At 39.1% G+C, this 26761-nt stretch carries 21 protein-coding genes and 1 pseudogene; 15 read left to right on the top strand and 7 right to left on the bottom strand.

Annotated elements, in window-relative coordinates; genetic code table 11:
• Positions 1 to 124: 124 nt before the first annotated feature.
• The 5 genes from GOP56_RS07510 to GOP56_RS07490 form a co-directional block, all read right to left on the bottom strand.
• On the bottom strand, positions 125 to 1216 hold the full coding sequence (locus GOP56_RS07510) for a COG1470 family protein (RefSeq protein ID WP_254068661.1): 1092 nt from the start codon (positions 1214 to 1216) through the stop codon (positions 125 to 127).
• 390 nt (positions 1217 to 1606) lie between these two features.
• A complete protein-coding gene (locus GOP56_RS07505) occupies positions 1607 to 2599 on the bottom strand; it encodes a CgeB family protein (RefSeq protein ID WP_163245279.1) in 993 nt (330 codons plus the stop codon).
• A 1004-nt stretch (positions 2600 to 3603) separates the two neighbouring features.
• On the bottom strand, positions 3604 to 4968 hold the full coding sequence (locus GOP56_RS07500) for an erythromycin esterase family protein (protein ID WP_163245278.1): 1365 nt from the start codon (positions 4966 to 4968) through the stop codon (positions 3604 to 3606).
• A gap of 620 nt (positions 4969 to 5588) precedes the next feature.
• Complete coding sequence (locus GOP56_RS07495) at positions 5589 to 6194, bottom strand: hypothetical protein (RefSeq protein ID WP_163245277.1); 606 nt, start codon at positions 6192 to 6194, stop codon at positions 5589 to 5591.
• Positions 6194 to 6832, bottom strand: coding sequence for a phosphate starvation-inducible protein PhoH (locus GOP56_RS07490; RefSeq protein WP_163245276.1), 639 nt, complete (start codon positions 6830 to 6832; stop codon positions 6194 to 6196). The genes GOP56_RS07495 and GOP56_RS07490 overlap by 1 nt, the downstream gene beginning before the upstream one ends.
• A gap of 209 nt (positions 6833 to 7041) precedes the next feature.
• On the opposite strand from GOP56_RS07490, the gene GOP56_RS07485 reads away from it, so the two are divergent.
• The 12 genes and pseudogenes from GOP56_RS07485 to GOP56_RS23825 all read left to right on the top strand — a co-directional run bounded on the left by GOP56_RS07485 (position 7042) and on the right by GOP56_RS23825 (position 17282).
• Positions 7042 to 8154, top strand: coding sequence for an ABC transporter substrate-binding protein (locus GOP56_RS07485; RefSeq protein ID WP_163245275.1), 1113 nt, complete (start codon positions 7042 to 7044; stop codon positions 8152 to 8154).
• 18 nt (positions 8155 to 8172) lie between these two features.
• Complete coding sequence (locus GOP56_RS07480; protein ID WP_101668581.1) at positions 8173 to 9177, top strand: FecCD family ABC transporter permease; 1005 nt, start codon at positions 8173 to 8175, stop codon at positions 9175 to 9177.
• Entirely contained in the window at positions 9174 to 10052 is an 879-nt protein-coding gene (locus GOP56_RS07475; protein WP_096886834.1) for an ABC transporter ATP-binding protein, read from the top strand. Before GOP56_RS07480 ends, GOP56_RS07475 begins: the two co-directional genes overlap by 4 nt.
• Positions 10053 to 10468: 416 nt before the next feature.
• Positions 10469 to 10573, top strand: a pseudogene (locus GOP56_RS07470) (glutamine amidotransferase); the annotation flags it as partial.
• A gap of 82 nt (positions 10574 to 10655) precedes the next feature.
• A complete protein-coding gene (locus tag GOP56_RS07465) occupies positions 10656 to 10826 on the top strand; it encodes a hypothetical protein (protein ID WP_163245274.1) in 171 nt (56 codons plus the stop codon).
• A gap of 126 nt (positions 10827 to 10952) precedes the next feature.
• Positions 10953 to 11651, top strand: coding sequence for a response regulator transcription factor (locus GOP56_RS07460; protein WP_163245273.1), 699 nt, complete (start codon positions 10953 to 10955; stop codon positions 11649 to 11651).
• Between the two features lie 2 nt (positions 11652 to 11653).
• Entirely contained in the window at positions 11654 to 13111 is a 1458-nt protein-coding gene (locus GOP56_RS07455; RefSeq protein ID WP_163245272.1) for a sensor histidine kinase, read from the top strand.
• Entirely contained in the window at positions 13108 to 14259 is a 1152-nt protein-coding gene (locus tag GOP56_RS07450; protein ID WP_163245271.1) for a WD40 repeat domain-containing protein, read from the top strand. The genes GOP56_RS07455 and GOP56_RS07450 overlap by 4 nt, the downstream gene beginning before the upstream one ends.
• Positions 14260 to 14676: 417 nt before the next feature.
• Positions 14677 to 14949, top strand: coding sequence for a hypothetical protein (locus tag GOP56_RS07445; protein ID WP_216842793.1), 273 nt, complete (start codon positions 14677 to 14679; stop codon positions 14947 to 14949).
• A 115-nt stretch (positions 14950 to 15064) separates the two neighbouring features.
• Positions 15065 to 15490, top strand: a complete 426-nt coding sequence (locus GOP56_RS07440; protein WP_371807991.1) for an acyltransferase family protein — start codon at positions 15065 to 15067, stop codon at positions 15488 to 15490.
• Positions 15491 to 16565: 1075 nt separating this feature from the next.
• Positions 16566 to 16802, top strand: coding sequence for a hypothetical protein (locus GOP56_RS07435; protein ID WP_096886827.1), 237 nt, complete (start codon positions 16566 to 16568; stop codon positions 16800 to 16802).
• A gap of 141 nt (positions 16803 to 16943) precedes the next feature.
• Positions 16944 to 17282 (top strand): helix-turn-helix domain-containing protein, encoded by a 339-nt coding sequence (locus tag GOP56_RS23825; protein ID WP_254068660.1) that lies wholly within the window; start codon positions 16944 to 16946, stop codon positions 17280 to 17282.
• 519 nt (positions 17283 to 17801) lie between these two features.
• Here the strand turns inward: GOP56_RS23825 and GOP56_RS07425 are convergent.
• Entirely contained in the window at positions 17802 to 18671 is an 870-nt protein-coding gene (locus GOP56_RS07425) for a metallophosphoesterase (protein ID WP_163245269.1), read from the bottom strand.
• A 310-nt stretch (positions 18672 to 18981) separates the two neighbouring features.
• On the bottom strand, positions 18982 to 20190 hold the full coding sequence (locus GOP56_RS07420; RefSeq protein ID WP_163245268.1) for a DUF418 domain-containing protein: 1209 nt from the start codon (positions 20188 to 20190) through the stop codon (positions 18982 to 18984).
• Between the two features lie 832 nt (positions 20191 to 21022).
• On the opposite strand from GOP56_RS07420, the gene GOP56_RS07415 reads away from it, so the two are divergent.
• From GOP56_RS07415 to GOP56_RS07405, 3 genes are all read left to right on the top strand, one after another.
• On the top strand, positions 21023 to 23485 hold the full coding sequence (locus GOP56_RS07415; RefSeq protein WP_163245267.1) for a binary toxin-like calcium binding domain-containing protein: 2463 nt from the start codon (positions 21023 to 21025) through the stop codon (positions 23483 to 23485).
• Between the two features lie 235 nt (positions 23486 to 23720).
• Positions 23721 to 25232, top strand: a complete 1512-nt coding sequence (locus GOP56_RS07410) for an anthrax toxin lethal factor-related metalloendopeptidase (protein WP_163245266.1) — start codon at positions 23721 to 23723, stop codon at positions 25230 to 25232.
• A gap of 63 nt (positions 25233 to 25295) precedes the next feature.
• On the top strand, positions 25296 to 25709 hold the full coding sequence (locus GOP56_RS07405; RefSeq protein WP_163245265.1) for a GNAT family N-acetyltransferase: 414 nt from the start codon (positions 25296 to 25298) through the stop codon (positions 25707 to 25709).
• Positions 25710 to 26761: the final 1052 nt, after the last annotated feature.

The following is a 26761-nucleotide window of genomic DNA, read 5'->3' as shown; positions in this document are numbered from 1 at the left end:
TCCCATGATAACAAGATGTTCGATCGCGTTGTCCTTTAAAAAGCCCATTAATGGCGTACCATAAAACGAATTTGTAGCCGCTTTATCATTTGGAACTTATTTCGTTATAGAGCCATATAATCCTCTATTTCACTTCTACAGTAAAATCCTTCAGCGGCTGCATTGACCAACCTTGTGTCAATGAAACGATAAATCTGTATCTTGCTTTGGGAGCACTTTTGCTGGCTTTGACTTTGATTTGGACTGTGGCCGTTTCTCCGGGCATGAGTTCCAAGTTTTTTTCAGGGTCGGTAATAACCTTTACCATATTGGGACTGTTGAAGGCAAAGTGATAGTTGACATAAATATTGTATTTAGCGGTATGGACTCTGCTGTCATTGGTCACCTGAATATTTTCAATTACAATTTCTTCACCCGGGGACAACAAGTATCCACCATTGGTGTTCATCTGTTCTTCCGTAGAAGTGTTGGCATTTTGTGGCGTTGGTGCTGGTGTTTGGACAACGTGAGATTGTTCGGTCGATGGTGCAGTAAGACTCTGATCCTGTGGGTATTGTTTTGACAAGTAAACTACAACCTCATCGGTTTCAGGATAATGGTCCACTTTTACCATTGTATTACGGGTAGGAGACTCATAGAAATTCACGTCGCCTGAATCTAATGTTTTCGTAAGACTAGACAACCATTGTTTATTCAATAGTTCCTTCGTTCCCTCGTATGTCATGTAACTAATGGATTGGTCTTCATCATCGAAGAAAATTGATAAAGAACCATATCTGTAACATAAGCTTCTAGTCCCATTATCCACGTAGGACTCAGACTTAGGGTTCCCCAGCAATGTTTTCACTTCTTCTTTTGTTAAATCCAAAGAAAGTACCTTTTCCGTACCATTCTGATTGTAAACAGCTACATATTCATCCATCTGAAGAGAAGCATAGAAGGGCTCAAATCCTGCTTCAGAAGGATTGTTTACCTTATCAACAGGAGGTGAGGTTTGAGATTCACTACTTTCAGCTTCATTAAGCGTAGATACTCCTTCTGAACCCGCATTCTTCGCTGCTTCTGAATGAGCCGTTGTTATTACAGCGGTAGCATTTTTGGAGTCAAATACAAAATGATACAAACAATAGATAGAGCCTACACCTATTCCTAGAACAGTTCCGAACACTACGATGATTTTACCAAGCTCGCTTTTTGTTTCATTATTTTTTGCCAAGATGAGTCCTCCTACATCGTTACGGTCCATTGATCACTGCTCTGTTTACCAACGTCGTATGTCGTCTGTTACTTATTACCTAATATCGGAGTTTCGTTAAACGTTCTTTAGACCTGTGATTTCGTTTTCGTTTTTTTAGCGGATACCTGTAGAAGAAGTAAATGCTGTTTTCAGGGTTAGAGGTACTCAACCTTCACACAAAAAGATGAATAGAAAATTACCAGAGGAGATATTCAATTTAATGAGGTTGGGAAAAAGGTAAAAACGAACTTAAACATAGTAAAACCGCCTTTCTGTAGAGGCGGTACTTTTTATAGGGATATCTTTGTAGCATAGGTTCGAATGATTCATCACCATATTAAAAATGATCAGCGTGTGCAGAAAACTTCTCTAGAGAAATAGAGTGTTCATATATTCGGCTAAAATGTTTGGCCAAACGTCATGTAAGGTGTTTTTATAGTCGAAGTGTCTAATAGCGTAATCTCGTCCAGCTTTTGCTATTTGAATCCGTTGCTCTTCATGGATTAAATAGTACGTAATTTTTTCAACTGTTTCTTTAGCGGAATTAGAGATTACACAATTTACGCCAGGAATAAGCTTAATACGGACTGCTGGTGTATCAGAAGTAAGTAAGAATCCCCCTGAAGACATGATATCAAAAGTGCGATTGCTTAATTGATCGTTACAGGTTTGTAAACTAATGGATATTTTTGCTGAATTATATATTTTTGGTGTTTCGGTATAAGCGATAGATCCATGCAGCATTTCAGATGGGAGATTTATATTACTAAAGTGATGTTGTACATTTTCCCAGCCTTTCCCGAAAATTTTAGTTTTGAATGGTTGATTAACTAGAGAAAAGACAAGGTCACAAATACTTTTGTGACGGATTTCCCCAAAACCAAAGTGCCCATTAGCAACTACAGCAACATCACATTGATATTTTGGATCAATTGGTACGGGTCTGTGAATATCGGGATTGCAACCTACATCAAAGAACATAGAAGGTATCCCCAGATTTTGATATTTTTCTACACAGATTGTACTTCTTGTTAATACATAATTAGGTTGAATTGCTTTAACATATGACTTGGACCATCTGTCATGATGTAGCCAATCTTCTTCAGCAAAATATATATGAAAGATATTGTATTTTTTTAGAAGCTCCTTAATTAACGGGAATTTTCCTGTTTTAAAGAAAGATACATGCCACACTTCCCACCCCATACTAAATGCGATCTCTGGTTTAAATGTATTGATTGTTAGTTCCAAAAGATGTTCATCGAAGTTATCTAAATAAATGACTTCATGACCTAGCTTCTCAAGAGATTTTCCAATGGAAAAACGAAAAATTTCAAAAGACAGTAAGGCTAAAATTTTCATTTATTAAACTTCCTCTCATAAAATAAAAAAGCCAAGGGTGTCGAGAAATCTTTCGTATGAAAGTCCATAGATATAGAGGATAAAGCCAATTTTCATAAGATCCCATTAATACAGGGTATGTTTTTTTAACAAAGTTGAGAACGGATTAAAAATAAAGGGGAGTTTTAACCCTTGATAATAGTTTGGCCTTTTTGAAAAGAATGATTTTATGATGGTTACGTAAACAGATCCATTTTAGCAATCTAACTTGGTAAAAATACTGTTTAGTATCAAAAATACCAGTGATTATAATTCTAAGAGAAAGCATTACATGGCGTACCCAATGTGGTGCTTTTTCTTATGTACAGATTGGTTACATCATGTAGCCATAACTTTGTCGGATTTGTAAGAAAGCATCAATGCTGCAAACATTGTTATGCCAAAGAATTTCTAACGAGGGATACAGTAGTAGACCAAACGTTTTACACAAGGGAGATAAGACGTTATTTTAGGCTCGGAATAACTGGCCAGCCATTATATGAGACGTGTCATAACCAAGAAGACTACTAAAGAGGGTCGGGGCGTTTGGACATAATCTATTTATCTAAGGCATGATACATGTGGCAGAAGGTTTCTAGTAAAGAAAAAGTAGTAGTCAGAAAGAAATATGTCCCGGACTATCACTTTTTCTTACACGATAGATTTCCGTTATTAGAACAGTATTTGTACAAGATTTACGGGTGAGAGGGGGGATGGGATGGCTAAACTAAGCAATCAGTTAGCTTGCTACAAGGAAGGCTTATTTGTTTGGCTCGTGGTGTATTGAATGCTTGAGTTAACCTATGAAATGAGGCAATTGGAAAGGGATACTTCCATGCCGGAGTCGTTTAACATTAATGGCTTCGCTCTTTCTTACAAGGGTCGAAGCCATTAATGGTTTGAAGGTAATATGGTTCATTGAAAAGAATCTTTTAGACTCGAAATAAAGTGTTAGACTGTGAACATATTGTTCTAGACTAAGTTCGTTAATCTGTTATCATGACCGAAGGAGTAGCTGTGCGCACGAAAATAATAGCATCAAAAGCTTTCGCTGGAATCATCTTTAAAGTATACATCTTTTCAATTTTTCCATACAATCCACTAAAGACTGCACCTATTGCACTGATGGACTGAGCTTTATTCAGATATTCAGTGAAATTTTTATCATGTCTCACCTTTGCAAAGTCAAGGAATCCATCCTTCATGTTTGTATGTGCAAACAGAACAGCTAGCCGATCGTTCCCATTATTTTTGACATAAAACTCTTTTCGTTCATTGGTCGAAGCGTCAGTAGCAATGAAGGAGCTTTCGTAGAATTCACTTCCTATTGCGTAATATTGATCACCTAAGGTTTTTGCGAGATACTCTCCCATACAGGCTGTCATTCCCAAGGATGTGGAGGTTTTTTCAATGTGTCCATTATGTCCTGCTATGAATATGTTTTCACGACCGTAATATTTCTTTTCAAATGATAAAATCCATATCACTTTTTCCGCCATATATTGATCACGGGTATTGTTATAGTTCACATTTGTTCCGTGCAGTGTAGCGTTTTGCTTGATAGCCTCGGCAAAGGCCAGAGCCAACTCATATTCTTTCTCAGAGCTTTTTGCGGTATAAACGGATTTGTTTTCTTTCATCCGCTCCATCAAGCCTTTACTATGGGCAAGCCCCTCTTTAACATTGTCCTGCTTTTGATCATACACCGTTTTATCATTTAGATTCGTAAGCGCAAGCTCATACTTGGAGGCAAGTGTCGGATCAACTTTTTTTAAATAGGAGAATAGCCCGTTTTTGTTATGGTCATAGCGCTGCATATCAAAACCATAAAAATGAATCTTATCTTTTGCCTCCCGATGCTCATTATAGGAGCGCATCCAGGATAGAAAGGCTGCCATTTCTTGTGTATTGTAAATCGTAAATCCGATTGCCTTTGCAGCATCTTGCGCAGTTCCGTTGCCTCCTAAAATGTATTCATTGACTTTTTGTCCTCCGCCGAAATCGCCTTCTATCGCAAATACGCGATATCCTTGTTTTTCCACCAGATGCTTAAAAATATCTGACTTTAGCGTAGTAAATTGCTTGTTACCATGCGTAGCTTCTCCAAACCCGATGATGGTTTTCGAAGGAAGTTCCATTTGCGAAACAGGAGCAAGAGTAGATTTCAATGACTGTTCTAGCGTGTTGGGTGATTCAGAGATAGTGTTTTTCGAAGGAAGCTCTATTTCTGAAACAGGAACAAGGGTAGATTTCAATGACTGTTGCAACGTGTTGGCTGATTCAGAATAGAAACCCGTGAAAACACACATCATGATGAACAAGCTTATTACAATCAGGAGATTTTTTTTCATAGTGTTCTCTCTTTCTTGAGTTGAGCATTCGTTTTCAATTGAATGCAAGATGACAATCGCCTATATCATCTTCCCGCTGGAATTGATAAAAATGTACAAGATTATGTTGTGGTTTTTCTTACTATTTACACTATTATAATCCTTTCTGATATTGTTAACTACATTAAATTGCTTGATACTCAGTTCGGGCCTTTACATGAAGAGTACGGACGGAAACATGGGGAGGCGAGATGATAATTTCTTTCAGAACGAGTTATCGCTTCTTACATGGGAGATAGGATGGTAACGTCCTACTGTATTCAAGAAAGCAATTGAAGAAAGTATCACTCCTTTTATGTAGTAGCACGGATTGAAAGGAGAGAACGGACTGTGTAAGAACCTTGTCCTCGAAGCGTTCCCTACAACAGGAGAAAGACTTATTTGCTAGATATCACAAATAAGCCTTTCAATAAAAATTTATTTTAGAAAATGGGAGATTATCTCCTTCCTCTTTTGGAGGGTGCAAAGTAGAAGCATGATAGTAGTTCTTATTGGATTAATTTTGTTCCGAAAAAATCAATAAGTCGCTTACCCATACAAATGTATTACCTTTAGAAGAAATAAATTTATCTTAGAGAATTCTATATTTCCCCATGTGCTAACCAAGGAAAAAAGCCATCGAAGAAACGTTCAGTGGCTGGCATAAAATATGAGCCAAAGTGATAGTCAGGATCAAGTGTTGTAATAATCCAAGTTCCATTAGTGCTTATCTTATCTACATACATTACTGCACCTCCATCTTCTGTTGTGATTAGTTTTTTCGTACCTTCTATGGGCCAGAACACGCCATGCTGATGCCAAGTTGCATCAGCTAAAGTAATGTAATTAAAAAGGTCGTATTCAGATGCAGACAATACTAGACCACTTTGGGCTCCTTTTTCTATCCACCACCAAAAATTCGTTTCTCGGTCCTCCCATTTTTGGTTTGGTAGCCACTCCCATGGTTGTGGGCCAAATGAAACCACAATTCCTCCTCGTTGTGCAAAAGCATGAATTTTCTCTTTAGATTCTAGAAGTAATTTTTGGTTCAATTGAGACGGAACGATTAATACATCAAAACTTTCTAGAGGGGTATCTAAAAATTCGGGAAAGTATATGAGTTCTTTGATATATTGTCGGTATTTAGGTTCATTAAATGTGCGATGATGCGGAGCGTTTCCACTATAAATTACTGCGATTTTTCTCATTATTTCCCTCCTGAATTTTGTATTGTTTCGTATTCATCGTGAATCCATTGAAGTAACTGCGCACTAATACGATCTGTTGATTTATTTTGCATCCGATGGGCAAAAATGTCTCGTCCCGCGTGGGCTAAAATTGTCCCTTTTGTTGTATGCCGATCAATATATGTTACCGGCAAATCATCAGAAAGTGTAAGCAATACTTCAGCTTTAGCTGGAACAGGTGAATGTGTGCCCCGAGCGAAAAAACCAGCCACTCCTTTGTTATAAGTCATATCGTTTGGTGTAACACCCTCAAAGATTGGATTTGATGTTGCGATAGAAATCTCATAATCTTTGTAAGTATTTATCTTTTTAGGAGTAAATATTGGACAACCAGGTAACCATTCTTTACATAAGTGCCCAGAAAAAATAACAATTTTACCTTCTTCTAAAAATGAAGAAATTTTCTCCTTATGTTTAAACATATATTCCTGATCAATAAAATCATGGATGACAATACATTTGAATGGTCTTACATTTATCTCAGCAAAGTCATACTGATCAATTTGTGTAAAATTTTCTACGATAAATGGACTTGTACGATTCTCTAGACCAAATGCATGACCTGGATCTAACCATAAAAATTCTTTAAACTGAGCCAAAAAAAATCCTCCATTCGAAGTGGGTTTAAATAGGTCTTGTTAACATATATCAATGTAACGGTGAACACCGTCGCCATATTCAAAAATTAACATAGATTATTATCTTAATATTAAAATTTTGATATTATGATTGACCAAAGGATAGTATTGCTGTAAATTGATAATGAAAATCGTTATCAATAAAAATAATATCAGAATGAGGTAAAAGAATGAAGTGTAAATTTGTTTTATCGGCTACTACTCTACTATTGTTTCTTGCTGGATGTGGTAACACAGAAGAGATTTCTACAAGTAAAGAACTTAAGCCAACTCAAGAAACAAAACTAATTGTTGACGAATTAAATCGAAAGGTGGAAATTCCAACAAAAATTGATCGTGTAGTAATGGGAAGTATTCTTCCATACTTCTCGACATGGTATATTGCAACCAATTCAACGGATGAAATTGTAGGGATTCATCCGAATTCATATAATGCAGCAGCGCATTCGATTTTAAAAGATATTTCTCCATCTATTCTAAAAGCGAAAACAAATTTTATTAAAAATGGTGAAGTAAACATCGAAGAATTAGTAGCGTTAAATCCTCAAGTGTATTTTGAAATTGCTAACCAACAAAAGACTGTAAAAAAGCTTGAAGAAGCAGGTATTACAACAGTTGCTTTAGATACAAAAACAACTTCTTTAAACCCACTTGATACATTAAATCGTTGGTTGTCTTTAACAGGGGAAATTACAGGTACGATAAATCGACAAAAAGAAATTATTAAAGAGGGCGAAGCAAATCAGAAAATGATTAGTGAAGTACTTTCAGGAGTGAAAGAAGATAAACCTCGTGTAATGATCCTTCAATATCACAGTAATGGGGAAATTTCGACAGCCGGTGTTGGTATGCATGGAAATCGTTGGTTAAACGCAACGGGAGGTATTGATGTTGCTGCTGAAAAAATAAAAGGTATTAAAGCAATTAATATGGAGCAAGTTTATGAATGGAATCCGGACATTATTTACATTACAAATTTCACGGAAACACAACCAGAAGACTTATATAATAACGTATTTGATGGACAAGACTGGAGCCAAGTAAAGGCAGTGAAAAATAAGAAAGTTTATAAAATGCCTCTTGGAATATATCGTTGGTATCCACCAAGTGGAGATGCTCCTCTCATGCTGAAATGGATGGCACAGAAAAACTATCCAGAACGTTTCACATACGACATGAATAAAGAAATTAAGGATTACTATAAGCGTTTCTATGATTATGAATTAACAGATAAGCAAGTACAAGAAATCTTAAATCCCCCATCTGAGGCAGCAAAATATTAATGTAAAGGTGGCTTTCAAATGAAATCTAGATTCATAAAATCATTACTTTGGACGCTACCGCTGATATTTGGACTTATATCAATTGGAATTGGACGTTATCACGTAGATTTTATTGTACAAACTAAAATATTGCTTTCACAAATCGTTCCTATAGAAAAGACGTGGACAAATATGGATGAAACGGTTGTAATGAATATCCGTCTTCCCCGTATTTTACTTGCAATGCTCATCGGTGGCGGTCTATCCATCGCCGGTGCTGCATTTCAAGGAATGTTTGCGAATCCTTTAGTCAGTCCTGACATTTTAGGTGTTTCTGCCGGTGCTGGATTCGGTGCGTCTATTGGCATATTACTCTTTGGTAATGGTTTTACAATGCAAATTTTCTCACTGCTGATGGGAATGTTAGCCATTGGATTTGCATTTCTTATCGGTGGTTCCAAACGAGATATGCCTATTTTTATGCTAGTGTTAGCAGGGGTTGTAACAAGCGCCTTATTTCAAGCTCTTATTTCACTAGTGAAGTTTCTAGCTGATCCAGAAGAAAAGCTGCCCTCCATTACTTATTGGCTGATGGGCAGCCTCGGAACAGCAAGCTATTCAGATTTATTAATTGGTGGTCCACTTATATTAATAGGAATCATCATTTTATATATCTTGCGTTGGCGTTTAAATATTTTATCGCTTTCTGAAGATGAAGCAAAATCGCTTGGGATATCGGTAGCGAAGATGAAATGGCTCGTAATTTTAGGGGCAACGTTAATTACATCTTCTGCAGTAGCAATAGCAGGAATCATAGGCTGGGTTGGTTTAATTATCCCACATATTGCCCGAATGCTTGTTGGTAGTAATAATCAGTATGTATTGCCTGCATCCATCTCAATTGGTGCGATGTATTTGTTAATGATTGATAATTTAGCGAGAAGTTTAACCGCAGCAGAAATACCATTATCGATCTTAACAGCAATTGTCGGGGCACCTTTTTTTGCGTATTTATTACGAAAAACAGGAGGTGGCTGGAGTTGATTTTACAAATAAAAGATGGCAACTATTTTTATAAAAAATCAAATCATGGCAATGAACAAAAATATTTATACCATAACGATATCAACTTTGAACTACAGCCTGGGGAAATTATGTCCATTCTCGGCCCAAACGGTGCGGGAAAAACGACAATGCTCAAGTGTATTATGGGGTTGTTGAGATGGAAAAAGGGAGAAACTTTATTAGGTGGGAAACCTCTTTCTAGCTATAGTCAAAAGGAAGTATGGAAAACGATTGGTTATGTACCGCAAGCATCTAAAATGACATTTGGCTATTCTATTTTAGATTTAGTAATCATGGGGCGTGCATTGTTACTGCATACTTACGCCCAACCATCTGAAGTCGATAGAAAAGCTGCCCTAGATGCACTCGATATGGTAGGTATTCAACACCTAGCAGAACAGCCATGCACAGCTGTAAGTGGTGGGGAACTACAACTTGCATTGATTGCTCGTACATTGGTATCAGAACCCAACATTTTAGTATTGGATGAGCCAGAATCGCATCTAGATATTCATAAGCAGAAAATTATATTACAAACGATTAAAAAGCTTGTGAAAGAACGTGGGCTAGCATGTGTTATCAATACACATTACGCAAATCATGCATTTTATTTTGGAGATAAAGTGCTCATGGTTGCTAAAGACCAACCCATTATTACAGGTCCAGTATCTGAGTTGATGACAGAAGAAAACCTATTACATTACTTCCAAATCGAAGTAACTAAGTTACTTCATAAGGTTGATGGACATGTATACGAAACCATAATACCAAAATATTTCGGTGTAGATTACGATAGAAATGATATTGGTAAAGCAGATGCTCAGACAACCAATTCAGCACATCTGCATATTTAGTAGTAAGAATGAAAAGTTCCTTTACAATTGGGTGCCACTAACATTTATGGGGTATTTAAACAAAATGTGAGGTCTTGAAGTAACAGGCGGTGTCCTGATTATCCCTCGCAAAATACTCAGTAGCTATATGGTCCAAAAACCCTTTACCTTTCTGGTAGGGGCTTTTTGGACTGTAGTTTTAGGGATTGAAGTAATGAGCAGAATAGTTCAATACCTCTCTACGTCAAGCTTGAACGGTTTTTTTTATTAAATTTTCGTTGCATGTATAACTATGTCTTAAGATTACGGGGAAGACTTAGCTATTGGAGAATGGCGTGTAAAACGAATGGATATAGCTTTTGATTGGTCAATTTCTATTAGTAGCCATTTTATTTGGAAAAATGGAAATGTAAGTGTATCTTTATGTATTTGATACTATGTCAGACTGGGAGGTTGGTTATGTAATTGCGGAACTAAACTCGGGAAGGTATTTTAAAAAAGAATTAGTGCCTTTAGAGGTGATTGCAGTAGGTGTTGATAAAAATCCTGGAGGCTTATTCCACTTGTTGAAATTGGAGTGAGTCCTTTTTTGCATGGAGAAAAAACGAAGGAGATGAAAAGAGTGTGGCAAAACTTGAACAGGTAGTAGAGGAAGCAGTAGTAAAAGAACAGGCGGGGGTGATAGCTCAGGCGCACATAGCTTATGATAAGCTGATGACCGAAATTCATCAAAACTCTCAAAAGGCAAGAGTATCGGGGGAAAATATTTCCTATTTCCCTGGTTACCAAAGTTAGGGAATTAGGAAGAGAAAGATAGTGCTTGGAAGTTATGATTTATATTATAATGTGCTAAAATCGATTCAACATAGGGACCTTTTTACATTTTATCCCTAGCCGGACTAGTAAGGAATGGTGATCTCCATGAATAAAACAAAAGTTCTCATTATTGAAGATGAACAACCAATTGCTGATTTACTTTCATATGGGCTTACGTTGGAAGGCTTTCGTACACGTACTTCCGCAAGTGGAGCTACAGGAATGATGGAAATGGAACAATTCAACCCCGATCTTCTCTTGCTCGACTGGATGCTACCGGATCAAAGTGGACTAGATATTTGTAAAAGAGTTACAGAAAACTACAATATTCCTATTTTAATGATAACTGCGAAGTCTGATATTACCGATAAAGTGCTCGGACTTGAATTCGGAGCAGATGATTATATCACGAAGCCTTTTGACCTGCGTGAAGTTATCGCTAGAATCCGCACGATTCTACGTCGGGTTGATCAAGCCAATATGAGGGAACGGGATACGGGTGAAGACGATGTGATCCGGTTTAAAAATATCGAGATTGTGGTGGAGGAAAGACTGGTTAAAAAAGAGGACATACTAGTCGACCTGACTCCCAAGGAATTCGACTTGCTCATGACATTATTTGGCCACCGGGGAAGAATTTTTACTCGATCAGAATTGCTTGACCTGGTATGGGGATACGATTTTGGCGGCGATACCCGGACGGTTGATACCCATATTCAAAGGCTCCGCAAAAAACTGGATGCAGGCGATCTGATCATAACCGTGTTCGGGATCGGGTATAAATTCGGGAAGCAGGTCGAATAGCGATGATCGGGACGATTCGAGCCAAATTTATCATCGGTTTTCTTCTGATCTTTCTTTTCTCTTTCCTTATTCTCAATCAGACGGTAAAAGAGATCATTTGGACGAGCAATCAAAAGATTGTAACTTCGGAATTGGTTGGTCTCAAAAACAACAGCAATGTGTATGTACGTCAAGCATTTCTCATCAATCATTTTTCAAATAACAAACTCTATTTCAGCCAAATGGCCCAGGATTTGGTAAGTGATTTAAATCATGCCACCGGAAGCAACGTCGGCGTCTATACGTTGGAAGGCGTTTTGTTGTATTCCTCGGACAAATTGGTATTCTCAGGACAGCAAGAGGAGGACCTTAAACAGGCGATTGGAGGCAAAACAGCCTATCATATCACGTACGACCAGAACAACGGGGATGTCTTTTTCTCTTATCCGGTTGTCATTGACGGAAGCAAGGTAGGAATTCTGCGATTTGCTAAAGACTTTAGCCTGCTTTATGAACAAAGTGGACGGATATTGGACATCATCTTTTACAGCTCGCTTGCGCTCTTCGCAGTGGCGTTTCTGTTCTCCTATATCCTCTCCAGGCACCTCTCGATCCCACTCGTCAAACTAACCCATGCTTCCACAGAGGTGAAGAATGGCAATCTCGATGTGCGTATTCATTTTCATCGCAAGGATGAGATTGGTCGACTGGCTGTCAATTTTAACGATATGATCGAACGGATCAGCACCCAAATTTCAACCATCGAAAGAGACCGTGACTTACTTAAAGAAGTCAACCAACAGGAAAAACGATTTTTTGACAATATCACGCACGAGCTCAAAACACCGTTGACTTCCATTCTGGGGTACGCCGAAATTATTCGGGAAAAAGGGGAAACTGACCGGGCGTTTTTCGAAAAAGGGATCAATCACATCATCGAAGAGAGCCGACGTCTGCACAGAATGGTGTTGAAACTGCTTGAGATCTCCCGCAGAACCTCAAAGAATTATGAATTCGATAGGGTGGACACAGGAATAATTCTGCATGACGTTTGTGATTCGATGTCGTTTCGGGCGAAGCGCTATAAGAAGAAGATCGTCTGGAGGACTGAAGATAATCTGTTTGTGTACGGTCAAGCTGACAAATTGCGCCAGCTTTTCATTAATCTTCTGGATAATGCCATCAAATACAGCTCAACTTATGCGGAAATATCAGTTAAGGGCGAGCTTTCAGCTGGGAATGTACGTGTTGAATGTAAAAATCCCGGTAATCCGATCGCACCTGAGCAACTAACAAAACTGTTTCAACCCTTTTATTCGGCAAATGTGAAAGGCGCGGAAGAAGGGAGTGTCGGTTTAGGACTGAGTATTGCCAAATCTATTGTCGACGATCACGGAGGGAAGATCAGTATCGTCAGCGAGAATGATTATACTAGCGTGTTTGTGGAAATACCTTGCATGAAGGCGGAGATATTATCATGATGAATAGTCGATCCTTGTTAACTTCTGGGGCGTTGCTGTTGTTCCTCGCCATCTTTCTGTCCGGATGCACGCAAGGGCCCAGATCTGAGACGATTGTTATACCAAGCAAGGAAGAGACTCGTACCGATGAACTGAATAGCCGCCCGTTCCAGGTGAAGGCGATATACCGTTTCATTAATACATTCGCGGAGACGGATCAGATGTTGGGGTGGTCCACCACAGATTCTGTGATTGGTTTGTTCAGGAAAGCGAGCACAACGGAGGGTGTGACGTGGAACCTGAGTCGTCTTCCCTTTCCCTATGAAAAGCTCAAGCAGCTGAAAAAAATCGACTCCAATACAGATTTTTTGGAACTGTCCCCAGACGGCAAGAAATTCTCTAAAATGGCCATGTCGTCATCAGGTGCATCGCTAAAGCTGATCTCGTTACCTGATGGAAAGGAAACGGAAATCTACCATTCTAGCCAAAGTCTGTATCTGCAAGATGTTGGGTGGTCTAACAACAGTCGATACGTATGCTTTCTCATCATAGATGCATCCATGAAGGGAAACGCCAGAGTTGGTGTATACGATAACGATTCAGGATCGTACAAAACGTATCAACTAAAGGATATTGATCGGGGAAGGACGCTCACAGGGGTTAATATTTCTGATGATGGACACAGCGTGCTGCTTACCCTGTTTGAGAATAAATCAAATCGTTCCAACAGGATAGTCATGGGAATGATCAATGGAAGTGAGATTACCGTACAGTATGAGCACCAGACGGGTCGCGAACAAAACGCTTGGCTAAATAATGATCAGTTCGTGTACCTTGGAACAGATGGAACGCTGTATGAATACGACCGCAGAACCAGCGAGCTTACCGTCCTGCTGGATAAAGTAAGCAACTTCGAGTTCTCCCGAGACCGGAAGTATGTCGCATACTCGTTGTACGATAAAGACACCATCCTTGTCGGAAAGCTCCAAGGTAAAAATGTCCTCTACGAAGAACCCGTGTATCATGGAGTCATACCGTCGAAAATATTCTGGAGTCCAGATAATAAAAGCCTTCTCATTCATGGCAGGAAGTACTATTCTTCTGTGCAGGGCGGGCTGGTAGAATCGAGTACCTTAGATGAGCCGCCTTTTGTACTTACATTTCAATAGTATATCTTGGAAAAGTAGCTTAATCTTAAAATCCTCAAATTTGTAATGATAATACCCTGTCTGAGGCCATATCGGGAACCAGACAGCTTGCCAGCCTTATTTCGTTATTCAACCGAAATAAGGTTGTTTTTTTGCATCAAAGCAATATAAAAACAATAAAAGCTTGATTCTGTTTCTTATGTTGACAATTTGTTTACAAGTATGCCAAACTTTCGTGACATAAGAGCGATATATTCGGAAGAGTCGGGTGGGCCAGCACGAGTTTAGCGTTAATTAATTATGATGGGTAAATCACTTTTCTCGCTGGAGAGTTCTGTAAGACAAAGAGGAGACTTCAAGAGGTGATCAAGGTGGTTGCAGATAAGTTGACCAATCTTGACGAGTTGCCAAAGCTGTTCAAGCTGCTGGAAGTAGCTGGTGAACATGTCCATACCGACCTGTTCGAAAGAACAAATAATTGGTCTTACAATGGACTTTAAAGGTATTTCGGCTTCTTCCTTAATCTCCCTTGACAACGGTGGCTATTGGAAGGCTGGGTATACGTATTTGTACAGGGATAAATTTCTCGCCATTCGCAATTCGCTACGAACCGAGATGAATGTGATGAACCATCAAATTACCGAATTGAACAACTCGCCGATCTATGAAGGTGATAACGGTTCTTCTAGCACGAAGGGGAAAACTGGATGACTCTAAGGAAACACATCAGTCAGTGTTGTAGTCAATAGCAGGATTGCCAAAACTGGTGATCAACATACCAGTGATAATCACACCTGTTAACTGATAGGCCGGTGCGGCGTTGGCAGTGATATGGCCAAGTCAGAAGTTAAATTATAAGGTTTCCAAAACAACACGTCTTTTGCTGGATAGCATTGGAGTAGTAGGAGTGTTTATGTTACTCGCACTGATCAATGATACAAACAAATTCGATGATTCACTTTACCGTGGCGGTTTCCTAAAGTTATCGTTTATCACTGCAGCAGCGATTGCCGTGCTAGTACATTCTGCCAGTCGAGTAGGGAACTTCATCGGTTGCAAGCCACTCCGATGGATCGGGGTCCGGTCGTACAGCTTATATATTTGGCACTTCCCAATCATTGTGTTATCGAGTTCTCCAGTGAATACGGAAGGGGCCAGCATACTGCGCATCGTATTGCAACTGGCAGCCAGCTTTATCATTGCCGCCATTTCTTACAAATATATAGAGCAACCCTTCCGCAGGTTAGAATAGCCGGTCACACCCTGAATGTGGTGAAAACTGGCTCTTTTTGTGTCAAGAAGTCCTTAATGTAGTAAATTTGCGTTTTGCTGGCGGTACCCGTGCGCGTTGTTCCTAGACACAACCTGTGTAGTAATACGCAATAAAACTAGGCGGTTTCTAACGAAACCGAACTTCGTATCCGAATGGTCAGGGGCAGTTCTTTGCACGTTAGAAGATTGGCTAACGTTCTCTAATACTCCGACATGCAAGAGTGGATACCAATATTCTTCTATGAAGCTCGGTGAAGGCGGCGAACAACTAACCTGAGATGGTTTAACATAGTCGGGAGGCTATAAGGTGACTATACCGAGAATAGCAGTATAAAAGCTGTTTGACGAATCTTCGAATGTACGGCTCGAAAGCCAGAGACAACCAAATCCGAAGGTTGTCGCTCTCGAAAGAGGGAGTCATCATAGGTAAAACCTTGGGTACGGGAATACCTATCCTACTCCTATAAAGGAATAGAGTTCTGCGCCCTCTAATCAGTGGGCAAAAGAACGATGAACGGGTCAGAGAAGAACATACTTCCGAAAGGAGGTGGTGAGCGTGGCACGAACATTCAGCTATCCAAAGAACGAAACCGAATTGCGCCAACTCCTGCACTTTTCGACAATGCCAAACGAGGAAAAGAATATAGAAAGTATGGAAAAAGCATGACCGATGCGAAAAGAAATCCTACTGCTAGGACGTTTGCATATGCAAAAAGCCGGTATTCACTCCGCTAAGGTGTAACCGGCTTTATTAAGGTAGGGGATAAAGAAGCTCCATATGTGATCATTAGGAGCAAATATATACCAGTTCAGAGATTAATGATTCCTCCTAATCAAAGCGCTCAAATATTAATATCGTTTAATGAGAAAGTTACACCAGATCATCTAGAACTAATGGAATTCTATAGAAGTAAGGCTGAAGGGGTACCGATAAATAAAATAAGCCTCTACCTATCGTTAGTAGAACATGATATTACCTTTTAATACAAACCAGATCTCTTATATGGAAGGACTTTGAATTATCTTATCGAAGGTGTAGCAAGGAGGTGAGTTGGATGAAGGCACATAACGGATCAGGTTGGAGTTATGAAAGTTTTCAAGAGCGGAAACTTTGCATAGAACCTGAATGGGTTTTTGATTCAAGTTGGCGTGATGATCCTAGATATCATCTAAGTGAGAACATACTTATGGCAGAGCCTGATTGGTCGATTCAATACACATGCATTACAGTGACCCCGGTTGGTCCGATGATTCAGGTTATTAATCCTTTTAAAGGCCAACCGCTTGTATAACTTAGGGGACTGGCAATCCTAGTTTCAGTATCTGAGCCTTGAGATATCAAGGAATACACAACCTTGTTAAAGTATAATCGCCATTTACGGTGGCTTTTTCTATTTATGGAAGACAGTTGTTATTGGTGGATATATATTAACATGGCTGAAAGTTTAACTTTCACATCATTGGGGGAACTGGTAAAAGAAAAAAGAGAAGAATTTGGAATTACTTTATCGGAATTATCAAGAAGAACGGGGGTTAGTACAGGCATTATTCAAAAAATAGAATCGGGTGAAACAAAGCGTCTAGAGCTAAGAAATCTTAAAGTTATTGCAGACACTATATACATACCTTATGAAGATATTATTGATCGTTATATTGATGTCGAACCCCGTATTGATATCTTAGAAGCATTTTTAGCAGAGGCTGTTGAAATTGCCAATATCTCGTTACTCACAAAAGTAGCTGTAATCCACAATATTGGAACATCTGTTTAACCTTACCACTACTTTCGAAGACAATGAAGCAAAGTTGACTCTTTACAATGTCATTGTGAAATACGCAAGACAGCATGGAGTACCAAAATATATAGCCAAGGGACTATATCAAAAGTACCTTATCGAGAGAGAGGACTTAAAACGGTTGGAGGAATCGTTTTAAGTAGGAGAAGAAGGTTTACATTAAATTGATTTTCTATCTGACGACGAGAAAATAACGTTTTACTTCAGAATGTCACTACATGCTCATAACATTAAGAAATACTTTGAATGTATTGAACTATGTGAGGCTAGGGTTCCTTTAGAAGAAAATGATACAGAGCTAAAAGCTAGAGCATACTTAGCAATGATTAATTCATATTCTGAGCTACATAACTATGACAATGTTGAAAGTCATCTGGGGTCTTTAGGGAATTTGAACATCACAGATTCAACAGATGAAATAATCAGCAAGGAAGAATGTGATGAATGGAGCAGGTCAACTCGTTAAAGAGAGTTGGCCTGCTCAGTGAATTGTAGTTATATCTGCTTATGATCAAGCGTAATAACAACCAATTCAGGTCGATTGTTGATTCGCACAGGGATAATGCTGTTACCTAAGCCTCGGCTGACAATCATTTTAGTTTGCTCTTTTTCATGCACGCCTTCAGAATATTTAGGAAAGAAGCCCTGATTCGGTGCTACAAGCCCTCCGATAAAGGGCAAGCGAACCTGCCCGCCATGAGCGTGACCACTTAAAACCATATCAATACTGTTTTCCGCATAGATGTCGAACAATTCCGGCCTGTGTGACAACAGAATCGTGTATTCATTGTTCTTACTTAGCATAGCTTTTAATTTCGTATCAACCATGGCTGTGCTTTCGTATGCATCATCAGTTGCCGTGAAGTTTGGATCATTAAGCCCAAACAACCGGATGGAAGCTCCCTCGCGTTTGATTGTAGTGCCTTCATCCTCTAACATGATAACGCCAGCTTCAAGCATTTGTTGTTTTAACTTAGCATACTGATCAGACCGTGCTTCATGGTTGCCTGTAACGTAATACACCGGGCCAATTTCAATAGCTCCATTGATGAATTCCATCGCCTTCGCAACATCCGTATGATTTGAATCAATCAAATCTCCGGTAACGGCAATGAAGTCTGGGGATACAGCTTTAATTGCATTAAGCAGTCTGCTTTGATTGTTTCCAAACTCTGCATTGTGCAAATCAGATACCTGCACAATGGTAAATCCATCAAAGGATTCCGGGATTTTTTCATTGTTGATGTTAATTTTTGTTGTTTGAATGGCAGTGTTTCCCCAATATACCCAACCAGAAAAGGCAAATAGACTTACAAGTAAAATTGTTACTATTTTTTTTCGTTTTTCCTTTTTTATATTTTTCATATATGTAGCTCCTACGTTAAATTTTTATTGTTATCATAGTACGCGTCGTTGCTTTTTTCCATCACATTTACATGGGAATTCTAAAAAAGGAAAACATTATGAAAAGCAAAGTACCCCATTGAGAGATGAGCAAAACTCAAAACAAAGGGAGCGTTGGGCAAGAAAAGTGTGGAACAGCGATGAGGGATTCCCACAAAAGGTAAAGCAAACAGACCGCAAGCAGTCAAGAGAAGAAATATAAAGGGACATTAATTAAGCGATACGCATAAGGATTTTTGTGCGGCGGTAAGAGGGATTCGAGGACGACCGCCTACCTGGACACCGGTGCTGTTCGGGAGGAGCTGAACGCCCGGTCGAAATGTCGCATCAATGACTCGAGCGGACCGTTGGGGAGCCGCGCGATCAACCACCCCGTCACCAACGTGGCGACTGCAACGAGCAGGTCACTGCATGGAATTCCCTCAAGACCATATTCGATCCCCGCGAGTTTGAGACACCATATCACTATGAACTGAGCCGCATACATCGTTAACGCCACGCGTCCGACTGCCGCGAAAGGCATTAACACGGCAGAGGTCTTCTTCGGTACGAGGCATACCAGTCCCAGCACCAAGAATGCGCCCCCCAGCCCAATCAGCGTCTGGAATGTCGACGCACTGTGCGGAGATGGCCAGAGCAGCATGTTCCACAGCGGTGGTTCCGCGTTGAGCGGCCAAATTACATTCGGGTCCGGCTGGTTGCTGACAGTGCCTTGAACGCCAATGAGCCACGCCTCGAAGGAAGGTCTCAGCCCAGGAAGAACGAAAGCGCCCAGCCCCTTTCCGACGACGAGCATGATGATGCCGCCGCCCGCGAGCGAGAGTGCAGTACGTATCTTAGTAAGTTCGAGGCGCCCGATTGCCATACCCGCGACGAAAGCGGGGGCAAGTGCGAGCGCAGACATTGGGCCGCCCGCAATATCATAAAGGAGGTAAGCTCCCGATAGGACGCTCATACCAAGAATCATCAGCGGTGGGGCCACCACGGTCAAAGCGATTGCTGTCGTAATGAGTACGCGCGTCGAACGACGAATCAGCACCAACGCCAGCACGAACATTGCCGCATAAGCGGGCAAGATCACTCCATACGAGGTATTCAGTAGGATGAGCAGATATCCAATCACATCGATGAACACCGCGCGGGCGAGCATCCGTGTCCGGAACGCGGCTGTCTCCGTTTCTCGATCCTTCATGCGTTGCGCCATGATCGAGTAGGAAATGCCGCCACAGAGCACAAATAGTAGCGTCGTGTTCCCAGAGACGATTGCAGCAATCCTTTCGTTGAGCCCGAAGTGCTGCAAATACATCCCTATGACCGCCAACCCCCGTGCTGCATCAAGCGCTACAAGACGCCCCTTTGATTTGCCTACAACCGCATTTTTTTTCAGTCCGTTGTTTTTGGAAGCCACTGCATCCGCGATGCTTGCCCCTGTTTTATATTCACTGCCGAACTCGTCCGGCTTCTTGCTACTGACTGACAATTAGCATTCCTCCTCAAAATGGTTATTTCTTTGGGTGTTCTATTATTCTTTGCATATGGGTGATGCCATGCTTATTCCACTATAGCGGGCACATGTCACCAAAGTTTGATCAACATGTAAACAAAATGTCACAGGCAAACGAAATTTATTTGGTACTGGCAAATTCTCCATTTTGTCCACTTAAGTGTCTGGCTGTTACACGGTTGTGTTCATCGAATTATTTGCTACGGGGAGTGGGTGCCACTGTGTAGAATCCTCCTATTTTGACCCGGTAGTAAGGACGCTCCGTTAACATGAAGATCATAGAAAAACTAAATATTTCGCAGATTTCTTATTTATGTAGGAATTGTGTAATAGTATTACTTCATTAGAGAGCGGCGCCTTTTATTCAAGGACGGGTGTCGGGTTTCTTGTTGCGATTGTCTTCTCTTCATGTTAAAAGGGGCACACGTGGTCCTACATTTAGAATAAAACGACATCTAAATAGATAAGACGCATGAGCCCATAACGACGGCGTATTTATAATTCGGGCGGGCGAGCTTTACTACCGACTTCTTTACCATTCCCGCCAACAAATTGTGTACCGCCGCGCAGCGCAGACACGAAAAAAAGCTACTTATAGCATAAAATACCAATATTTGTGTCACCATCACAATGATAAATGGTTTGTAAATAGCAGAAAGTTGCTTTGATTAAGGAACTTTCTGCTATTTAATGAACAAAAAAACGAATGATAAAGTAATGTTGTAAAAAATAATGGAATTTATTCCAAGTATAAAATTGGTAAGATTTCATTACTTCTACACATTACACCTAGAAAAGAGTTGATACGATGAAATTACCTAACATGTATAAGTGTTTATTAGCTACTGCACTCCTCGGTTCATTCACCTCCTATCCAGAGCTATCACATGCGGCTTCAAGCGAGAAAGAAATAATAAACGACCAAGAAGCGAATTTTAAAGGCCTATTGGGCTACTACTTCAATGATAAAGAGTTAAAAGAAACCGCACTGATTTCTAATTCTGAGTCTGGAGATCTATTCGTTGATAACGATCAAATCGATGATATGTTACCTGATGAATTAAAACAATTTCAATCTGCCATGTGGAGAGGATTTATTAAGGTAGAAAAATCAGGTGAATATACGTTCTCCACGTCTGATAATGACCACACCATGCTATGGATAGATGATCACCAAGTTATCGATCACTCCTCCGCTACGCAAAAAATCGAACTAGAAAAAGGGAAGCTTTATAAAATAAAAATCACTTATCAGCCAGAATCCTCCTCTGCTAACGAATTTGGCTTACAGCTTAACTGGATTACTCCACAAGGAACGGAAGAAATCATTCCAGAGGGAAATCTACTGCTTCCTGACATAAAAAATCAACCAGAGAATGAATCTAGCAGAAAAAAAAGAAGTATTTCAGCTTCTGATGACGGAGTTGAAGATAGTGATGGTGACGGCATCCCTGATTCCCTCGAAATCGAAGGATACACCTTGGATGTCAAGAATAAAAAACTTATCCTGATGCCTTGGATTGAAAAAGTTCATGGAAAAAAACGCACGAAATCTGGAGCACCGTTAACAAAATATACATCTTCACCTATGAAATGGAGCACCGCATCTGATCCATATAGCGATTTCGCCAAAGTATCAGGAATGATTGATAAAAAGGTAAAAGTGAAACATCCGTTGATCGCGGCGTATCCTAATTTACAGGTTCAAATGGACAAATTTATTATTTCAAAAAATAGAAATGAAACGCTAGAAAATGGCGGGAATACAAGTAGTTCGATCAGTGGAAGTACTTCTACAAGCAATACTCATTCAACAGAAGCTTCTGTTGGGGCGGAAGTTCATGCTTCCTTATTTAACTTTGGCGGAAGTGTATCCACTAATTTTAGCGATAGTAATTCACAGACCGTAACCATTGATCGTTCAAGCTCTGAGAGTTTGGGAAGAAACTGGTCCAAGTCCTTAGGTTTAAATGCAGGAGAGGCTGCCTATTTTAATGCAAACATTCGCTATGTGAATAATGGTACGGCACCTATTTATGAAGCAGCACCTACTACTTCACTAGTACTAGGGAAAAACGATACCATTGCAACGATAAAAGCAAAAGAGAATCACCTAGCAAACGTAGTGTTACCAGACCGTTTTTATCCAGATAAAGATCAAGCAGCTATTTCTCTACAAACCAAAGACGATTTCGGTTCTAGCCCGATCACAATCAATAAGGATCAGCTTAATATTCTGGAGCAGACACGACAAATGCGCTTGGAAACAGACCAGGTTTCCGGTTATGTAGGAGTAATTGATCCTAAAACAAAATTAATTGAGGTAGACAGAGATAAACAGTGGAGTCATATTATCCCTCAAATCGAGGAAACTACTGCTCGACTAATCTTAAAAACACCAGACAATTCAGAGCTGGAGAGACGAGTAGCTGCTGTTGATCCTGATGACTACACTGAACAAACGAAGCCAGATGTTACATTAGGAGAAGCGCTTCAATTGGCTTTTGGTTTTGAGGACAAGCAAGGAAAATTATCTTACAAAAATACGAGTATAGATGATTTTAGATTGGTGTTTGATGAAGAAACTGCTGAAAATATAGAAAAACAATTAGAAGATATGGAAACAAAAAATATCTATAATGTCCAACTACATGCTCGAATGAATATACTAATTTCACCGAAGAAGGATGAATCTGGTGATCATGAAGGGTTATCTAGCTGGGAAATAGATGGGGAAGACAATTACTATAAATATGATGTGCTGCAAACTGGCTGGCAAACGATAAATGGGAAAAAGTATTATTTTAATGAAAATGGCACTTTAGTACCCAACAAAGTAATTGAGGATGGAACCTATCAAATCAATACAGCATTAAAAAATACAAGTCTAGTTGATTGGAATAGAAGCGATAATAATATCACAGTGTGGGAAACGAACGATGGAAGTAATCAAAAATGGAAATTGAAGTATGATGACTCTCAACAAGCCTATGTGATTCGAAGCGTAGAAAATAACGATAAAATTATGGCTTGGAATGCTTATCAGGATTCTACTAATGTATTTGCTACAGCGTTTGAAGGGAAACCCGAACATTTTTGGATTCCTGAATTGCTAGGTAATGATTTCTATATCTTAAAAAACAAGAAAGATCCGACAAAAGTGTTGGATGTAGATGGTTCAGGCACTTCAAACGGGTCCAACATTCAGGTAAGTGATTATAAAGGTACTGATAATCAAAAGTGGAAATTAGAACAATTGGAAGCAAATTAGGTTGTGAATCTACGTACAATGAAATAAACATGAAGGTAGTGTCTGAATCTCCCGCTATCCCATAGATGTTAAAATAGCCCTCTTTTTCATAGTAATCATTTCATAGATGTACTAAAAAAGAGGGCTGTTTTCTTTCTTTGTCGATGAATCTGAGAAACGAGCGTTCTATTCTTCGATGGAGATACAAAAGACTCTACTGCTTTCGGGGGTTCCACTACTGTAAGGAGGAATATAGATGCTACACAGACAAAAAATACGGAAAGTTCTGAGTACAACTGCTATGTTATTTGCCTTAATAGCCACTTCACCAGCGTTTTCCTATATTGCTCATGCGGCAAATGGATCACATGATGTGGAAGATAAAAAGAAAGAAGATAAAGAAAAGAAAGACAAGAAAGACAAAGAAGATAACGAAAAGAAAGAGCGAGAGAAAAACGACCGAGAAGAAGGAATGAGGGAAGTCATAAAAGGAATTGTAACAACAAAGGGGAACAGTGAAGATAAACAACGGTTAGAAGATACCCAAGCACTAGTAAACAAGCTTTCGCCTGAAATATTGGAAATGTATGAAAAGGTGGGAGGGAAAATTCATCTGACCGAAAAAAGTATCGCGGAAAATCCTATAGTCAAAGGACTCAGTGAAAAAGACAAAAACATAAAAGATAGCGAAGGAAAAGAAGTTTCTATAGATTCTCACTTTGTATTTTCAACAGGTGGTAAAAATCCAACTGTGATTATACATATAGAAGAGTATTCAGAAAGCCACACCAAAAGCAAAGAGGTATATTATGAGATAGGAAAAGCAATCGCTCGTGACGCGTTAGGAGAAAGTGCTTTTGTAAATGAAAGTTTTTTATATGCTGTCCATCAAGCAAAAGCAGACAAAGATGCAAGTGCTTTACTTCTTTCACATGTACCTCCCTATGAAGGTGAGTATGATAACGCATATGTGAAAGAACACATCAATGACTTTCGAGAAGTGTTTGCTCAGGCCTTTGCGTATTATTATGAACCTAGTTATCAACCTGTTTTAAAAGCTTATGCACCGGAAATGTTTAGATATATGAATGACATGAGCAAAAAAGGATTTAATGAAACGAATACTCACTTGATGGAAAAACAAACAACTCCATTAGACTTTCAAGATGATATGGATGCTGCTAAGGAATTTGGAGCTAAAATAAAACTATCGGATACTGTAGTGACAAAAGAAGACAAAAAATTTATGGATGGTTATGTCGCATATGGCCCAAGGTTAAATAGGATTTTAAGAGGAATCGACAAACATCCGGGAATTTCTGATATTGATCTGTTCATTCATGGGATCGACAGTCTCTTTAAAAAAGAGGAAGCAAAGCTTCCTAATGATCTTATCGTATATCGAAGAACGGATGAGAGGGAATTTGCTCTCACAGCGGGGTCTCTATTCACGAAGGATGGAAATGTTAATCACGATGCCATTAATAAATTAAAGAAATTAGAAGGCAAAATAAAAACGGATAAAGGGTTTATTAGCACATCACTAGCTCTTAATAGTATTCCTTTAGGTGGAAATCAGGAATCAATTCTTATTCAGATGAAACTCCCAAAAGGAACTCCTGCAATTTACATGGATAATAACTGGTTAGAGTTATTATTGAAAAGAGATTCTTCTTATAAAATAATAAATGTGAAAGGTATTGTTTTAAATGGTAGGATCGTCGTCAATATAGAAGCGGAGCTATTACCAGAAAAACAGAAAAAATAAACGATCTCTCCAATCAAAAAACCTTATAAATGAAGAACAAGTCGATTGCTAAAGGTGATATTTATGAAAGAGGTTCATACAGAAACGATTCATCCATCGATAAGGAAGCTTTTGTCCTTTGCCACATCAGAGTATAAGGTTGGGCAAGAATACCAGAAATATTTAGAATTGCTAAACCGAAAATTGTATAGTTTTGAGCTTGAAGGAGAAATTGTTGGTTGTATTGGTATTGAAATGATCAGTGATAAAGAGTGTGAAATTAAACATATTGCGGTATCTTCAGGCCAACGAGGTAAAGGTATTGGCAGCAAGATGATTACCTATGTCGCTGATACATATTCAGTGATTTATGCTGAGACGGATCATGATGCAGTGGATTTTTATCGAAATTACGGTTTCGAGGTAACTAGTCTGGGTGAAAAGTATCCGGGTGTAGAACGTTTCCTATGTACATGTAGAAACGAGAAACTTTATTGAACGAATAGGTGCTTTCGTTAGTCAAAACGAAAAAAGGTCGATTTCCTGTATACTAGGAATCGACCTTTTTTCTGACTTCTTTTTAAAAGGTTCTTTGTGAGACAAAGAACTCTAAGATCATGTAAAATAAGAGACTATCAATCAATTTTTAATAAGGTGGGAGATACTGCTGGCTTATCATATTAGGGTAAGAGCGGGAGCAGTTATTATCAAAAATGATTCAATCCTGTTAATTGAATTTTACGTTTGATCTTAGAAACACTAGTGTTACGCTTTCAGTAATAATTTCTTCATCATAATACTGAAAAGACAAATATTCGTTTGAAAGCAGATGTTTTAATGGCTAGCTGTAGCTGTGCAAGTAAGTCTGATTAAACTATACATGTATAGGAAGTGATCTCTTGTTTATTACTATATTTCTATCTATTCTTTTCGCATTACTCTCGGTTTTAAATACCAATAAGCTCATTGGCGTAAAGAATTATTCATCAACAAGTCATTTATATATGCAAACGAAAGTACTCATGATTATACCTGTAATTGCCTTGCTTATCATTTCAGTTGTTATATACAATTTTCATTCATTATATGAAGAAAGGATTTCTCACGCGTTGCTTGTATTAAGTATGTGGATGGTAACTACTAATTCTATCTTTATTTATAGAAATATAAAAAGTCAAAATGGTAATAAAGCTACTACAGTTGCATTAGCTCTGATGAGTCTTATTGTCGCCATTTATTTTACACCTCTTGAGCGATATAATAGTTTGTTTAACAGCCATTACTACGTAGTACCGTTCTTACTTAGTGTAAGCTTAATTGTCATTACATACATAAATCTATTTAGGATGAGGAAAGCTTTTTTCTCAGCACCAACTAATAAAATTGTGTAGAGAGGGGATTGATTCCTAGTAAATATAATTGACCTTATTCGATAGAAACAAGGCTGCAAATCGCAGCCTTTTCTTTCTTGTAAGGTTCAGCCTAGAATATCTATTTATAACGAATTGATGTAAAATATTTCTGAAATAAATTATGGATACATACAAGAT

It is taken from the genome of Brevibacillus sp. 7WMA2, assembly GCF_010748895.1.
Taxonomy (GTDB): Bacteria; Bacillota; Bacilli; order Brevibacillales; family Brevibacillaceae; genus Brevibacillus_B; species Brevibacillus_B halotolerans.
The sequence above is the reverse complement of the archived record's forward strand: the minus strand, read 5'-3'. Positions and strand labels throughout refer to the sequence as shown.